This window comes from Verrucomicrobiota bacterium (genome assembly GCA_016871495.1).
GTDB lineage: Bacteria > Verrucomicrobiota > Verrucomicrobiia > Limisphaerales > VHDF01 > VHDF01.
The window spans coordinates 66,845-81,395 of record VHDF01000001.1 but is presented as its reverse complement, the minus strand read 5'-3'; the positions used below and the strand labels follow the sequence as shown (position 1 = coordinate 81,395).

The window sequence follows — 14,551 nt, the reverse complement described above, 5'->3', positions numbered from 1 at the left end:
AATTTTATGGCGGCAACAGGAAGGATGGCGGAGGCAGGGTTGGACGAGGGGCAGACGCGCGACATTGTTTCGGCCGCATGCCGGGGCGGGGATTGGCGGGGGAAGCGCGTGTTATTGATCATTCCCGACGGAACGCGGACCGCGCCGGTGGGGATGTTGTTTAAAGCGATCCATGCTGAATTGCGGACTGAGGTGGCGGGATTGGACGTGCTGGTGGCGCTGGGCACCCACCAACCGATGAGCGAGGAAGCGATTTGCGGTCGGCTTGAGATTTCCGTGGAAGAACGGAGGGGTCCCTATGGGGCGGTACGGTTTTTTAACCATGCCTGGGACGATGAGGCGGCATTGTGGACCCTCGGGACGATTTCCGCGGCGGAGATTCACCGGTTGTCGGAGGGCCGTTTTGCGATGGACGTGCCGGTGCGGGTGAACAAGATGCTCTTCGATTACGATCAGGTGGTGATCGTGGGGCCGGTGTTTCCGCACGAGGTCGTGGGATTCTCGGGAGGGAACAAATATTTATTTCCGGGAGTGGCCGGGCCCGAAGTGTTGAATTTCTTTCATTGGCTGGGGGCGGTGATCAGCACGCCGAAGATCATTGGGAACAAGTGGACTCCGGTGCGGCGCGTGATCGATCACGCGGGGTCGATGGTGAACGTTCCCAAGCTTTGTTTTTGCCTTGTGGTTGGGGCGAAAGGGGAGTTGTCGGGCTTGTACGCCGGCACGCCGGAGGAAGCGTGGTCGGCCGCGGCGGATTTATCGGCCCTTTTGCACATCACGCTGAAGCCGCGTCCGTTCAAGACCATTTTGGCCTGCGCGCCTGCGATGTATGACGAGATTTGGACGGGTGGCAAGTGCATGTACAAGCTGGAGCCGGTGCTGGCGGATGGCGGGGAGTTGATCATTTACGCGCCGCACATTCGCGAAGTGAGCTTCACGCACGGGCGGGTGATCGAGCAGGTGGGGTATCATTGCCGGGACTATTTTTTGAAGCAATGGGAGCGATTTCAGTCGTTCCCGTGGGGAGTTTTGGCGCACTCGATTCATGTTTATGGGCTCGGCACTTTTGAGAACGGGGTGGAGACACCACGGGCGCGTGTCACGCTGGCGACCGCGATCTCGGAGGCCAAGTGCCGTTCCATCAATTTGGGATATCGCGATCCGGCGACGATTCAGGCTGAGACCTTTGCTCATCGCGAGGACGAGGGGGTGTTGTGGGTGCCCAAGGCTGGGGAACGGTTGTTCCGGCTCGAGCATCCACCCGCTTGGGCGATGGTGTAGTGTTCTTTTTTTGAGAATGCGCGTGAGCATGCGGTGCGGGAGTTCCGCGCGGAGACGAAAGGGTAACGTTTGAGGTTCCTCTGGGGCGGAAAGGCGAGGGTGTTCGTGTTGGAGAGCCTGAACTCTTTCGCGACTTCGATTTACTTTCTTTACTATTTCTTCTTCACCCGTGAGCACTTCGGGTTTGGGGACCGGGCCAATCTGGCCCTGGCGGCCTGGCACGGGTTGATTTACGCGGCGTTTTCGATTTTGGCGGGGCGTTATGCGCAGCGCCAAGGATACGAGAAGTCGCTGCGCTTGGGTTTCAGCGTCATGGGTCTTTCCATGCTGGCCGCAAGTTTCAGCCGGGATTTGGCCGTGCATGTGGCGGTCGTGTCGGTGTGGTCCTTTGGCATGGCGTTCACGTGGCCGGCCTTGGAAGCGATGGCGTCCACGAAGGAGACGCCGTTGGGATTGCAGCGGGCGCTGGGCATTTACAATCTCGTGTGGGCCGCTTCGTGTTCGGTGGCTTATTTCGCGGGGGGCGCTTTGATCGAGGCGTTGGGAGAGAACTCGCGTTTCTGGGTGCCGGCACTTTTGCACGCCCTGCAACTCGTGCTGTTGATCCGACCTGTCGACTGCCGGCCTTTGGGAGCCGGGCGAGCCCTTGAAGGGGCGGGGCGTGAGTTGAATCCGCGTCCCATCGCGAAGGCGAAGTCCTTTCTGCACATGGCCTGGCTGGCGAATCCCTTTGCCTACATCGCGATCAATTCCGTGCTGCCCGTAATTCCGACACTGGCGGAGCGCTTTGCCCTGCCGCCGTCTGCGGTGGGTTTCTTCTGTTCGCTGTGGTTTTTCGGGCGGTTCGCGGCCTTTGCGATTTTGTGGAAGTGGACCGGATGGCATTACCGGCGCTCCTGGTTTTTTACCGCCTATGCCGGATTGATCGCGGGATTTATGGGATTGTTGCTGGCTCCGAATCTGGCGGTTGCGGTGGGAGCGCAGTTGGTTTTCGGACTGGCATTGGGATTGATTTATTACTCCTCGCTTTTCTATTCGATGGATGCCGGTGATGCGCATGGGGAGCACGGCGGGTTGCACGAAGCGGCGCTGGGCGTGGGCATTTTCGCGGGTCCGGCCGCCGGGGCCGCTTCGCTCTGGCTGGCTCCAGACCATCCGGACGTGGGCACCTGGACGGTGGGGGGATTGTTGCTGGTGGGATGGGTGGCTTTGGTTGTGGTGTGGCGGCGGGACCGGGGGAGGCGGGTGAGCTTGGACTGAGGGGGGATGATGGGGGTAGCGGTGATGCGGTTGAAGTTCGCATCGACAATCGTCGAGGTTCGAGCGAGGTTTCCCCTGTCAGAAATGAGCGAGTCATTCCAGATCGCGGTAGAACACTTCATGGGAGTTTTGACTTATGCGTGCTCGAAATGCGACGGCTTCATGGATCTTACGATGGGTGTTGGCGGGATGCCTTGGGTTGATCCCCACGGCGGGTTTTGCCCAGTTTGGGAAAATGCCGAGTGGTCCGGATTTTCAGGGAGCGGCGGGGCGGCTGTTTGGTGACCATTCTGCTTTTTCGGCCACGATGGTGATGTCCACCAAGGATGGAACGGAATCCATCAAGATTCCGGGCAAGATGTTCGTGGATGAGAGCAAGACTCGCTTCGAGATGGATTTGGCGGGCATGCAGTGAGGGCGAGCGAAGGCGGCGGAGGATGCGGCGGCGGCCGGGATGGACAAAATGATCGCGATCACGCGTCCTGACAAACGTTTGAGTTATTCCGTCTGGCCGGGATTGAAAAGCTACCTGGAGACCGCGTTGACGGGGACGGTTGAATCCGCGGTCCCGAACGCATCCAAGATGGAGGTTACTTTGATTGGGAAAGAGACGGTGGACGGCCATCCCTGTGAGAAGAACCGGGTGGTCGTGACGGATGCACAGGGGACGCGTCATGAATCGACCGTTTGGAATGCGACGGATCTGAAGCAGTTTCCCGTTCGCATTGAAACCATGAGTCAGGGGCAGTCGATGCGCCTGGATTTTCAGGAGGTGAAGCTTGCGAAGCCCGCGGGGGAACTTTTCGAGATTCCCTCGGGTTACACCCGTTACGCCAACATGCAGGAGATGATGATGACGGAGATGACGAAGCAGGCCCGGGAAGAGGAGGAACCCGGACGCGGGGAGTCCGAGAAATCCACCAAGAAACGGGATGGGCGCAAAGTGGGGGATTTGCTCAAGAAGAAGCTGCTGCCTTTTTGACGGGTCTGGGGGCCGCAGGAACGTCTGCGCTCATCCATGACGGGGGCAACGCGGAGGCAGGGTCTGCCTTGAGCGCCCTGGTTCCTTCGATCCTTCTGCGGTTGGTGGCGGGTTTGGCGCATCTCGACGCTGCTGAATTGCCATTTTCAGGGTGAAATTGGCCTACTCTCCGTGCGGTTTCGCTGTCTTGAGTCGCAGCATCTTTGGAATGAGGCGGAACTTCGACGGCATGACCGGGTCGACCGCCGGTGAGCTCAACGGAGGGCCAATCTTACGGACGAGCCCTTCCCGTCAGTTCGTCACTTTGGGAATTTGATTCATCGTGTAATAGGCTTCCCCGTGAAGGAGCGGCAGGCCATTGGCGGAACGTAACCCTGTGATCTTCAGTTCGTGGACGTGTCCCGCCATGAGCTTGTTTGTTTTCAGCCTGACGCGGAGGTCGTCCGGGCTTGGGGTTGCCGACAATACCTTGAGCCGGGTGGGATCGACCTCGGGACTGCCGTACCGGCTTTGGTAAATGTAGGTGTAGGTTTTCAGTTGGAAGTCCGCCGGGTTGGATGCGGTGGCGGTTTGAACTGACGTCGTGAAGACGAGTTCGAACCCGTCCGGTTTGGCGAGCATCTGGCGGATTTCGAAGGGTGTTTTCTGATTCCACACGAGGCGTTGCAGGGCGAAGGGTTTGCCTCCTCGGGCGCCCCATCCCCGGTCGGTGCCATACACCATGAGAGAGTGGTCGGGTGCGAATTCGAGGGCAAGATTTCCGGAGTCGAAGCCCTGGCGCATCATGAAACATGCGCCTTGAGTGACTTCGTTGACCTTCTCGAGGGAGACCCGCATGACTGTGCTGTGAGCTTGATCGGCAACGAAGAGTTGGTTGGTGAATGGTCCGAAACCGCCGCCGGTGGTGTCGCAGGCGATGCCGCTCGCGGATTGCCCCTTTTTGGGATACGGAAAGTACACGGCGGGTGGGCGCAGGCGGGGATTCTTTTCCGCTTCGAGGTGGAGGCGGCCTCCGCTGGCGGGGGTTGGTGGTTTGGGGCCCATCTCGGGGGCGAGCGAGTACCAGGTGTTGCCGCTGGGATGGCCCATGAAATCGCCAGGGACCAAATGCTTCAGGGTGCAGGCGCCGTTCCAAGGCCCCTGATTTTCTGTGTAAAACATTTCGCCCAGATGATTGGCACCGATGCCGCCCGGAGAACGAAGTCCGCTGGCGGTGGGGATCGTTTTCCCATCGGGCGCCACGCGGAGGCACCAGCCCCGGAACGGAGCGTCGCTGGTGAATGATCCGGTCAGGCACAGGACAACCCAAAGATAGCCTTCGGTGTCAAACTTCGATCCAAACGCGTATTCGTGGTAATCGCCGGTGAGGCCCCAGTTGTCGGAAACCGTTTCAAACCGATCCGCCCGTCCGTCCTGATCGAGATCCTTGATGCGGGTGATTTCACCGCGCTGTGCGCAGTAGAGCCAGCCGTCCTTTTCGGCCAAGCCCAGGACCTCGTGGAGTCCGCTGGCGAAGAGGTGGAACTTCATTTTGCCTGGGTCCTCCTGCATGGCCCCGTTCACTCGATAAATTTCGCCTCGTCGCGTGCTTACGGCGAGCTGACCGTTTTGCAAGAAGGCCATGGCCCCGGCTTCCAAGGTGATTCCGGGCGGAATCGGCAGAGTGACGATGCGGTAGAAGTCCTCCTCCTTGGGAAGAGGCTCGCTCGAGGCCGGGGCGGGGGCGGTTTCAGCGGCGTGAGAGGGCAGGGGATCCATCCAGGCTGAGGACAAGAGTCCCGCGGTGATCCAGAGGGGAAGAAGAGGAGAACGGGCTTTGGCCGCCGGTGCAAGGGGCGATGGGCGAATGAACGTACGAATCACCATTGGATCTCCATCGTAAGCGTGGTTGTAGCGGCGTCTTTCGGGATGGGCACGATGAGTTCGCGGCGATCTCCGGGCAGCTTGCGGACGACCGCGTTGTGGGTGGGTGGCTGCAAGAGTTGGAGGCGGACTCGGCCATCGGCCAGCCAGGTGGGTCCTTCGTGGGTGACGATGGTGCGGCCTTCGAGGGCTCGCATCCAAACGGATCGATCGCTGGTCAAACCGCGGAGGATGAAGGAGCGACGCAAACCGTGATCGAGGTCGGATGGAATGGGTTCAAAGGATTCTTCGATCTGGAGTGTTCCAAATCGATAGAGAAACTTCGGGCGGCGTTTGGCGTCGAGCTCGTAGCCCATCATTTTGAAGTCGTTGTTTCGTCCCGGTACGGCGGGCCAGGGGGCGTCCGGGCTGGGAAGGACGGCGAAGGCCGGTGCGGAGGGCATGGGGATCACGCTGTGTCCCAGGGGCGGCTCGGATCCTTCGCCCCGGCCGGTCCAATGGCGGGAGGCGTCCATGAACCCGCCTTGCCAGACCAGGGCGAGCCGGACGTTTTCGGCATCGAAGGCGAGGTTCACTTTCTCCGGATAGCCCACCTCGATGGCGCGAGGACCTGCACCGGTGATGAAGTTGCGGTAGAGGATGGGTTCCTGAGAAGGGATGAGTTCTTGTTTGGGTTGGATGAGTCCTTCGGGCAATCCCGTGAGTTTGGGGGATTGCAGGTAGGTCCAAAGCGCTTGGATTTGTTTTTCGGGATCTCCGCCAAGAATGCCAGGTTTGGAGCTTTTTCCTTCGGTCCAAAAGGCGGGCATGCGTGTGCCGGGCCGGAGCGAGGCGGGATCGAGCAGGTAGCGTCGGAACCAATCGTAACGGAGCCGCGGTCCGACGTGGGCCAGATCCATGGCGGGAATGCCGAGCGATCTTTTTCCGTCCATGTTATGGCAAGAGATACAAGAGAGTCCGTCCGTGCCGACCAGAGTGCGTCCATGTTTGGCGTAGGCCGCCGAGAAGGGCGGGGGTTGTTGGGCGCCGACGAAGGCGTCGGCGAGCGAGAACCATGCGAGAAAGCCGGAGACCTGGTGGTCGCCGAAGAGCGGCATCCGGGTTTGCATGTAGGGCCGGGTGCGGAAGCCTTCGTTGAGTGCGTTGCGGAGCGCTTCCTCACGAAGCTTCGAGCCGACTCCGGTCAGGTGTGGAGGAATGCGGCCCTCGTCCCCGAGATCAAGCTGCCCTTCGGTGAGGAAATACTCGAGTCGGTCGCCGTCAGGTCCGCCGAGTCCGTCGCGGCTATGGCACGCGTAGCAATGGAGGGAGGCCATGGTGAGCGAGGCCGAAGTGGAGGGGGGCATGTTGCGGTCCAGCCAGGAGGGGTTGCGGAGCGCGGCGGCGATGGCGATGCGTTGAGATTCGGAAAGGTTGTAGCGAGGAGCTTTGACCGGAGGCGCGGCGGAAAGGCAGCCCGCTTTGGAATCGGCCAGCGATCGAAACGAGGGAGCGAATTGGGTTCGTGCTTGTCCGCCGGGGACGGAGTGACATTGAGCGCAACCGATGGTTGAGAAGACTTCGCGGCCCTCCATGACTTTGGTCATGTCGAGGGTGAACGGCACCCGTCCGGCCGGTGTCATGGGAACCGCCAAGTGACTGAGGGCCGTGGCGGGAATGGGGCGTTTCGGCAGGCGCGGGCCTTGATAGAGTACGCGGAGGAGTGATTCACCGCCCCCGTTGAAATACAGGACTTCGATGGGATGTTCGCCTTGATCGAGATGGATCGAACCCCAGCGCTCGGTGGCGGCATGGAAACCGTCGTTGGTGACGACGGTGGTTTTCCCGATGTTGAGCAGGGATCCGTCGTCGGAATCGGTGAAAAAGGTGTACGTGCCGGCATTGGTGATGGTGATCGTGCCGGAGAATCTCAACGCGAAATGGGCATCACGCTGGCGCATCTCGAGTGAAAAGTTTGTGGAAGTGCCGGCGGCGACGGGGACCAGTTTGGCGAAGTCGGGAGGGTGTTCTCTGAAATCGCCCTCGAAATACTGATAAGCGACACCGGACAATTGGCGGGCAGGTGCTTCGGAACCGGAGACGGCTTGGGCGCGGACCAAGTACATGGCGATGGCGGAGGCTTCGGGGTCGGAAAGCCCGAGTGAAGGCATGCGCCCGGTTGAACGTGTTTTGAGGGGGTCCATCAGAAACCGCGCCAGCGAGCGGACGGTCGTTTTGGTGGCGAGATCGCCCAGGGGAATGGAAGCGGCCAAAGTGGGGAGGGAGGGTTCGGGATTGACTCCTTGTTTGAGGGGGGTGGCCAAGCCGGTGGGTGTATCGAAAGGGGCATGGCACGCCACGCAGCCAACGCGATGATAGAGTTGGCGGCCTTGCTCGATGATGGCATCGCTGGCGGCGACGGGTTCGTCCGGTTGGTGGCCGGACTGGTCGGCCAGGAAGTGGACAAGCCGGTCGATCATTTTGGGCCTCTCTTGCACGGGAAAGGCTTGCAGCATATTGGGCATGGGTGTGCCGGGCTTGAGTTGGTGCGGTTGTTCGAGGAAAGCGCGAATCCATTGAAGTTCGAGCCTGGAGCCGGCATCGGCCAGATCGGGACCGAGACGCGGCTTGGATTTGAACCCTTCCCCTGTTCCCGGAGAATGGCATCCGAAACAGTTGAGTTCTTGAATGAGGACGATGCCGGCCTCCACGCCTTGGAGTCGGGCGGCCTGGATTCCGGGGATAATCACTTCGGCTCTCGCCGTGAGGGTCAGGCTAGGAGTGGCGATTCCTAGGAAGAGGAGCAGTGCCGAGCGAAGGGAGGCTCTAATTCCAGGCCTTGACGGCTTTGGAGAACGGGTTGAGTTAGGGCAGACCAGAGTTTCCGGCATCTACCGATGATTATCGGTTGGGACGGGGCGGAAATGAATGGGTGCCGCTTCCAGGAGACTGCCGCGGCGGTATCCCAACAGGTCCAAAGTGACGTGTTGATAGCCAGCGGATTGCAACGCTTTGGCGAGGGATTCCCGCACGCCGGATTCCAGGAAGTGCTCCATTTCAGCCGGGGCGAGTTCAATGCGGGCCAGGGGAAGTCCGGCGGACGCTTGGTGGTGGCGGACTCGGAATTCTTTGAAACCAAGCTGGCGAATGGCTTCTTCGGCCCGTTCGATGATGGCCAGTTTTTCGGGAGTGACGGCTTCGCCGTATGGGATGCGCGAGCTCAAGCAGGCCAGTTGAGGCTTGTCGGCGGTTGGCAAACCCAATCGAGTGGAGAGTTCGCGGATCTCGTTCTTGGTCAAACCGGCTTCTTTGAGCGGGGCCCGGATCTGAAACTCGGCGGCGGCGGTGGCTCCAGGGCGGTGATCGCCGAGATCGGAAGCGTTTTCTCCGTAGGCAATGACCCTGAAACCTTCGGCCTTGGCGATGGGTTCAAGCTCTGTAAACAACGCGTGTTTGCAGAAATAGCAGCGATTGACGGGATTCGCGAGGTAGTTGGGATTGTCGAATTCCGAGGTGCGGGTAACGCGGACGGGGATGTTGAACCTTCGGGCAATGTCCAAGGCCTCCTGCAGCTCTCGGCGCGGGAGGCTGGGAGAATCTGCGATCACAGCGAGGGATCGGGGACCCAGGATCTTATTCGCCATGGCCGCGAGCAGGACCGAATCCACTCCGCCCGAATACGCCACCAAGCAACTCTCGTAACCGGCGAGCATTTCTTCGAGACGGCGCAATTTGACATCCAACACGGAAGGAGCTTCGCACGGGCGTGGCAGGACTGTCGAGCGCGCCTCGTGAGGACTTGAAGGCTTGCGATCGTGAAGAAGTGTCCGTGCTGGCGGCGACCGGGTGAAATTGGGCGGAACAAGCGGATGAGCAGGTCCGTGGGTCGGCGGGTCGCCCCCGCTCCGTGAGGGGGCGCGGCGACGGTGCGCCGTGGAGGTCTCACGCGGGCGATCCTCAGCGCTTGCGCGGGGAGGCGGCTGAGGACTGTCGTGTCCAGAAGGGTTGCGGAAGGGCGGCGCCGTCCTTGCGAGGATCTGAGGCTCCGTAATTGACCCCAGTGCTCTCGTCTCTCATCACGGCCTGGCCGCCGCCAACCACGGAAGAGAAAGGGCCCTGGACTTGAAGTTCGTGCCCGCGTCGCTTCAGTTCCTCCCTGACCGCGGCTGGTACGCGGTCCTCGATGCGAATGTCGCGTCCGGCAAAGGTCAACTTGGTGAAGCGCGGGGCTTCCAGGGCCTCCTGGATGTTCAATCCAAAATCGGCGATATGGGACACAAACTGAGCGTGGGCTTGGGCTTGGTTGAAGCCACCCATGATGCCAAAGGCGATGCGGCGGGAGTCCTTGATCATCATGGCGGGAATGATGGTATGCAAGGGACGTTTGCGTCCCGCCAGTTCGTTGGGATGGCCTGATTCGAGCGAGAAAAGGCCCGCGCGGTTGTGCAACAGGACTCCCGTTCCTTCCGGGACCAAGGCGGAACCGAAACCGGAATAGATGCTTTGAATCCAGGACACCATGTTGCCTTCGGCATCCACCGCGCAGAGGTAAGTGGTGTCGGTTCCTGGGTGGAAAGGCCGTCCGGGTTCCGGGCCGGTCATGGCGCGGCTTGGGTGGATCAATTTCGCGCGGGCATGAGCGTAGGCTTTGCTCAGAAGATGAGTCGTGGGGACTTTGGCTTGGCGTGGATCGGCGATGTATTGGAGAAGGTCGGCATAGGCCAGCTTCTTCGCTTCGATGATGGTGTGGATCGTGTCGGCGGAACCTGCTCCGTAGCCCTTCAGGGGGAAGGTCTCCATGATGTTGAGCATGAGCAAAGCGGCAATGCCCTGGCCGCCAGGCGGGATTTCTTGGACGGTCCAGCCACGGTAATCTGTGGAGATGGGGGTGACCCATTCTGAGGTGAAAGCATCAAGGTCTGCCGAAGTGATGGTCCCTTTGAGTTCCCGAGAAAGCTTCAAGAAAGCGCGAGCGGTGGAACCAGCATAGAACCCGGCACGCTTGGATTTCGCGATGCGTTGATAGGTGCGCGCCAGATCGGGGTTTTTGAAAACCTCCCCGACTCGGGGTGCCCGGTTTTGCGGCAGATAAACCCGGGCGCATTCCGCGTTCGTGCGCAACTTGGCTTCGGACTCTTTCCAATAGGCGGCGACCCATTCGGTCAGGGGGACTCCCTGTTCCGCGGTCAGGATGGCGGGAGCCAGCACCTGCTTCAGTCCGATCTTGCCGAAGCGGCGGTGCAGCGCCAGCCATCCGTCGACGGCGCCTGGCACGGTGACGGAATGAATGCCGGACTGGGGCATGTTGGTGTGGCCGAGACGCCGGAGGTATTCCGCGTTGAGGGCTTGAGGGGCCCATCCGCTCGCGTTGAGCCCAAACGTCTGGCCTGTCTTGGCGTCGTAGACGAGTGCGAAAAGATCGCCGCCGGGGCCGCACATCATGGGGGCGGTGACGGACATCATGGCGTTGGCGGCGAGCGCGGCATCCACGGCGTGTCCTCCTTGGGCCAACACGGTTGCGCCGGCTTGGGACGCCAGGGGATGTTCGCTTGCCACGATGCCATCGCGCGAAAGGACCATGGATCGGGTTTGCGAGCGGTCTTGCGCTTCGGGGGTGAGGAACGCGACGGTGGCAAGGCTCATGGCGAGGAGCGGTGATTTCATGCGAAAGTTCGAGGCAGGGATTGAGCAACGGAATTCGGAATTTGGGAACGTAAAAGTGGCCGCCTTTGTCATTTTGGGGAGCGCGGTGTTGACTCTGTTCCAGGGGTTGATTGGAAACAGAACGACGGGGGCCATGCCACCCGTGGGGTGAACGACGCTCGTCGAGAGGCCTGATTTGAGGACGTCGCGGGACTCTCGATTCCGGAGTGTGCGTCAGCCTTCGGCGCGGAGAACTGCGAGAGGAGGATGGCGGGTCACACCCAGGCTCATGAGAAGGCCGGTGACCACGGTCACGAGTGTGACGGCGATGACGGCCACCAGCAGTGGGATGGCGACGAAGGCGAACGAAACTTCGAAAACGAAACGGGCCAGGACCCAGCCCGCGAGGGCGGCGAGCAAGACGCCCGTCGCGCTCGCCATGAGCCCCAGCAAGGTATATTCGGCGAGAAGAATGCCGAGGACTTGCCGACGGCTCGCGCCCAGGGTGCGCAACAGCACACTTTCACGCACCCGTTGAAAGCGTCCTGTCAACACGGCGCCGACGAGCACCAGAAATCCGGTGAGCACCGTGAACAACGCCATGAAACGCACGACGAGGGAGATCTTGCCGAGCACCTGATCGAGAGTTTGGAGAATGAGGGTCAAATCGATCGCCGACACATTTGGAAATTCACGCACGACCGCCCTTTGCAATCGGGCGGACGCCTCGCTGCTTTCGACCCGCGTGGTGAGAATGGCGAATCCGGGCGCGTCGTCGATGGCACCCTTCGGGAAGACGACGAAAAAGTTGGATTGCACCCGGCGCCAATCCACCCGCCGCAGGCTGGCGACGGTGGTCTTCACCGGCACGCCTTGCACGTCGAAGACCAGGGAATCGCCCAGCGTGACGTGCAGGTCGCGAGCGATGCCCTCGTCGAGGGAAATGGGAAAGGGTTCCGCGCCTGGCGTTGCCGTGCCGATCCATTGCCCTTTTACCAGGTTTTCAGAATCGGTGAGATGATCGCGGTACGTCGATCGATACTCGCGTCGCAGCACCCAGTTTGGAATGGCTCGGGCCCGGTCTTTGAGAATCTCCTCGATCGGGCGATCCTTCACGGACTTGAGTCTCATGGAAATAACCGGCGAAAGATGGATCACTTGGAGTCCCTGCGCCCTCACGATTTCCGCGACGGCGTCTTTTTGATCCATTTGAATGTCGAACAGGGCCGCGTTGGGCCGGGACGCGTCGTGCTGGGGGATCAATTGCGTGAGCAACGTGCGCTGCACCAGGTATAAAGTGAGGATGAGAAACGTGCCCAATCCCAGGGAAACCATGAGCAGGAGCGTGCGGTTTTGAGGGCGGTACAGGTTGGCCAGGCCCTGCCGAAGCAGGTAAGGCCAGCTCCGCGGAGTCCAAGCGCGGGCCGCTCGAGTCAGGCCCTTGGCCACCATGGAGAGCACGCCAAAGGCGGCGCCGAGTCCGGCGGCGAAGCCCAACCCTTGCTCCCACTTGTGCGTTTGCGAGATGCCGAAGCCGATGACGGCCGCCGCCAGGGCCAGGGCCACGGCCCATTGCGCCGGATCTTTTTCAGCGGCGCCCAATTCGCCGCCGCGAATCACCGCCAGCGGTGAAACACGGCGGACGGCGAGCAAAGGCCCCAGCGCAAAAAGGATGCAGACGCCCAGTCCCGTAGCCATGGCTTGGAGGACAGGCCAGGGATGGATTTTGAAGGCGACGGTAAAAGGGAGAAAATCGGCGATGAGGTGGGGGATGGCCTGTTGGACTGCCAGCCCGAGCACCGTGCCAAGGAGCACGCCGGCGGCCCCCAGGCCAATCGCTTGCGCGAGATAAATGGCGAATGATCGCGCCACGGTCGAACCCAAACAACGAAGGATGGCGGCGGAAGCGAGTTTCTGTTGAATGTGAACGTGAATGGCGCTGGCGATGCCGACCGCGCCCAACAGCAGGGAGACAAATCCGGCAAGATTGAGGAAGCGATTGAGGTTTTCCATGGACCGGCCCAAGTCTTCCTGCCGGCGTTCGACGGTTTCATGGCTCAGCCGAAATTCTTCGAGTTGGGGCCGGATGCGACGGACCAAGGAAGGAGCATCCATGCCTGCGGGCAATTTGAATGCCGCTTTGTAGCGCACCAGGCTTCCGCGGTTGAGGAGGCCGCTTTTCTCGGCCTCATCCATGGTGATGTAAACGCGGGGTGCGACCGTGGCAAAGGCCACTGTTTCACCCGGAATCTTCAGCAGCGTCCCGGCGATGCGCGTTTCCGCGTTGCCCACCTTGATCGGGTCTCCCATGGCGCCGCGGTATTGAATCATCAGGCTTTCTTCCACCAACGCGCCCTGGCCCGATCGAAAAGCATCGCGAGCGGAGGCGGGGGCGGTTTCCAGTCCGCCGTAGTAGGGAAAGCCGCCGGCCAAGGCGCGCACTTGGACCAGACGCGTACCCTGGCTTTTGGGGAAATAGACCATGGAGGAGAAACTGACCTCGCGGGATTGTTCGACGGCGGGAAGTCCGCGAAAAAACTCTTCCATCGCGGGTGTGAACGCCGAGCGGGATTGCAGGACAAGGTCGGCTCCGAGCAATCCTTTGGCTTGCTCTTGAATGGCCTCGTGAAGGTTGCGTCCGAGGGATCCGATGGCGACCAGAGCTGAGACGCCGAGCACGATGGTGGTGGAGAAGAGGAAGAGGCGCGCCCGGCTGGTGCGGCTGTCTCGCCACGCCATCACCCAGGTCCAAGGGGAAAAGAGCGCCTGAAGGAGCGCCATCATGCGTGGGCTTCGAGGGGGGGCGCGGCCGGGCCGCCGGCCAGCATGCGATGGCGTTCGTCGGAAACCAACTGGCCGCCGCGAAGCCGGAGAATGCGTCCCGTGCGGGCGGCCAGTTCAATGTCATGGGTGACGATGATCAGCGTGGTCCCCCATTCCGAGTTCATGGCGAAGAGCAGATCGACGATGCGATGGCTGGTGTCGGCGTCGAGATTGCCCGTGGGTTCGTCGGCAAACAGGATTTTGGGTTTATTGATGAAAGCTCTGGCCAGCGCGACGCGCTGCTGTTCGCCCCCGGAGAGCTGGGTGGGATAGTGATGCAGTCGCTCACCCAAGCCCACGCGTTGGAGAAGCTCTCCAGCCTCCTTCTCCACCGTCCGCCTGACCGCGGAACCCTCGGCGCGGAGTTCCATGGGAACCATGACATTCTCCAGCGCCGTGAGGGTGGGAATGAGCTGGAAATTCTGGAAGACGAAGCCGACGACGTCGTTGCGAACTTTGGCGCGTCCATCCTCATCGAGCCCGGCCAGCGGGCGCCCGGCCAGCAAGACGTCGCCTGAGCTGGGCGCATCGAGCCCGGCGCAAAGTCCAAGCAGGGTCGTCTTCCCGCTGCCGGAGGGGCCGAGGATCGCGCAGGTTTCTCCGGACTGCACGGAGAAGCTCACTTCGTTCAGGACGGTGAGCGTGGCGGTCCCGTTGGGATAGCCGCGCGTGAGCCGTCGCACTTCGAGGATGGGAGAACTCTGCATCGCGGGGAACGGA

At 61.1% G+C, this 14,551-nt stretch carries 10 protein-coding genes; 4 read left to right on the top strand and 6 right to left on the bottom strand.

Annotated elements, in window-relative coordinates; genetic code table 11:
• The first annotated feature begins 6 nt into the window (after positions 1-6).
• The 4 genes from FJ404_00370 (at position 7) to FJ404_00355 (ending at position 3,523) form a co-directional block, all read left to right on the top strand.
• Entirely contained in the window at positions 7-1,281 is a 1,275-nt protein-coding gene (locus FJ404_00370) for a DUF2088 domain-containing protein (protein MBM3821343.1), read from the top strand.
• Between the two features lie 69 nt (positions 1,282-1,350).
• Positions 1,351-2,541 (top strand): MFS transporter, encoded by a 1,191-nt coding sequence (locus tag FJ404_00365; GenBank protein MBM3821342.1) that lies wholly within the window; start codon positions 1,351-1,353, stop codon positions 2,539-2,541.
• 136 nt (positions 2,542-2,677) lie between these two features.
• The gene (locus FJ404_00360) at positions 2,678-2,956 is read left to right on the top strand and encodes a hypothetical protein (GenBank protein ID MBM3821341.1); all 279 of its coding nucleotides are present in this window, start codon (positions 2,678-2,680) and stop codon (positions 2,954-2,956) included.
• Positions 2,957-2,995: 39 nt separating this feature from the next.
• On the top strand, positions 2,996-3,523 hold the full coding sequence (locus FJ404_00355; GenBank protein MBM3821340.1) for a hypothetical protein: 528 nt from the start codon (positions 2,996-2,998) through the stop codon (positions 3,521-3,523).
• A gap of 291 nt (positions 3,524-3,814) precedes the next feature.
• Here the strand turns inward: FJ404_00355 and FJ404_00350 are convergent, their stop codons facing one another.
• From FJ404_00350 to FJ404_00325, 6 genes are all read right to left on the bottom strand, one after another.
• Positions 3,815-5,281, bottom strand: a complete 1,467-nt coding sequence (locus FJ404_00350; GenBank protein ID MBM3821339.1) for a hypothetical protein — start codon at positions 5,279-5,281, stop codon at positions 3,815-3,817.
• Between the two features lie 101 nt (positions 5,282-5,382).
• A complete protein-coding gene (locus tag FJ404_00345) occupies positions 5,383-8,256 on the bottom strand; it encodes a c-type cytochrome (GenBank protein ID MBM3821338.1) in 2,874 nt (957 codons plus the stop codon).
• Entirely contained in the window at positions 8,257-9,078 is an 822-nt protein-coding gene (gene larE / locus FJ404_00340; protein MBM3821337.1) for an ATP-dependent sacrificial sulfur transferase LarE, read from the bottom strand.
• A 244-nt stretch (positions 9,079-9,322) separates the two neighbouring features.
• Positions 9,323-11,029: a gamma-glutamyltransferase gene (gene ggt, locus FJ404_00335; GenBank protein MBM3821336.1), complete on the bottom strand. Its 1,707-nt coding sequence runs from the start codon at positions 11,027-11,029 to the stop codon at positions 9,323-9,325.
• Positions 11,030-11,242: 213 nt separating this feature from the next.
• Positions 11,243-13,789: an FtsX-like permease family protein gene (locus tag FJ404_00330; GenBank protein ID MBM3821335.1), complete on the bottom strand. Its 2,547-nt coding sequence runs from the start codon at positions 13,787-13,789 to the stop codon at positions 11,243-11,245.
• Positions 13,789-14,523, bottom strand: a complete 735-nt coding sequence (locus FJ404_00325) for an ABC transporter ATP-binding protein (protein MBM3821334.1) — start codon at positions 14,521-14,523, stop codon at positions 13,789-13,791. The genes FJ404_00330 and FJ404_00325 overlap by 1 nt, the downstream gene beginning before the upstream one ends.
• Positions 14,524-14,551: the final 28 nt, after the last annotated feature.

What these genes read in the sequence shown, in the direction of transcription:
- FJ404_00370 (MBM3821343.1), top strand. Translation starts at nt 7, where the DNA reads ATGGCGGCAACAGGAAGGATGGCGGAGGCAGGGTTGGACGAGGGGCAG.
- FJ404_00360 (MBM3821341.1), top strand. Translation starts at nt 2,678, where the DNA reads ATGCGTGCTCGAAATGCGACGGCTTCATGGATCTTACGATGGGTGTTG.
- FJ404_00355 (MBM3821340.1), top strand. Translation starts at nt 2,996, where the DNA reads ATGGACAAAATGATCGCGATCACGCGTCCTGACAAACGTTTGAGTTAT.
- FJ404_00350 (MBM3821339.1), bottom strand. Translation starts at nt 5,281, where the DNA reads ATGGATCCCCTGCCCTCTCACGCCGCTGAAACCGCCCCCGCCCCGGCC.
- FJ404_00345 (MBM3821338.1), bottom strand. Translation starts at nt 8,256, where the DNA reads ATGCCGGAAACTCTGGTCTGCCCTAACTCAACCCGTTCTCCAAAGCCG.
- larE (MBM3821337.1), bottom strand. Translation starts at nt 9,078, where the DNA reads ATGCTCGCCGGTTACGAGAGTTGCTTGGTGGCGTATTCGGGCGGAGTG.
- ggt (MBM3821336.1), bottom strand. Translation starts at nt 11,029, where the DNA reads ATGAAATCACCGCTCCTCGCCATGAGCCTTGCCACCGTCGCGTTCCTC.
- FJ404_00330 (MBM3821335.1), bottom strand. Translation starts at nt 13,789, where the DNA reads ATGGCGCTCCTTCAGGCGCTCTTTTCCCCTTGGACCTGGGTGATGGCG.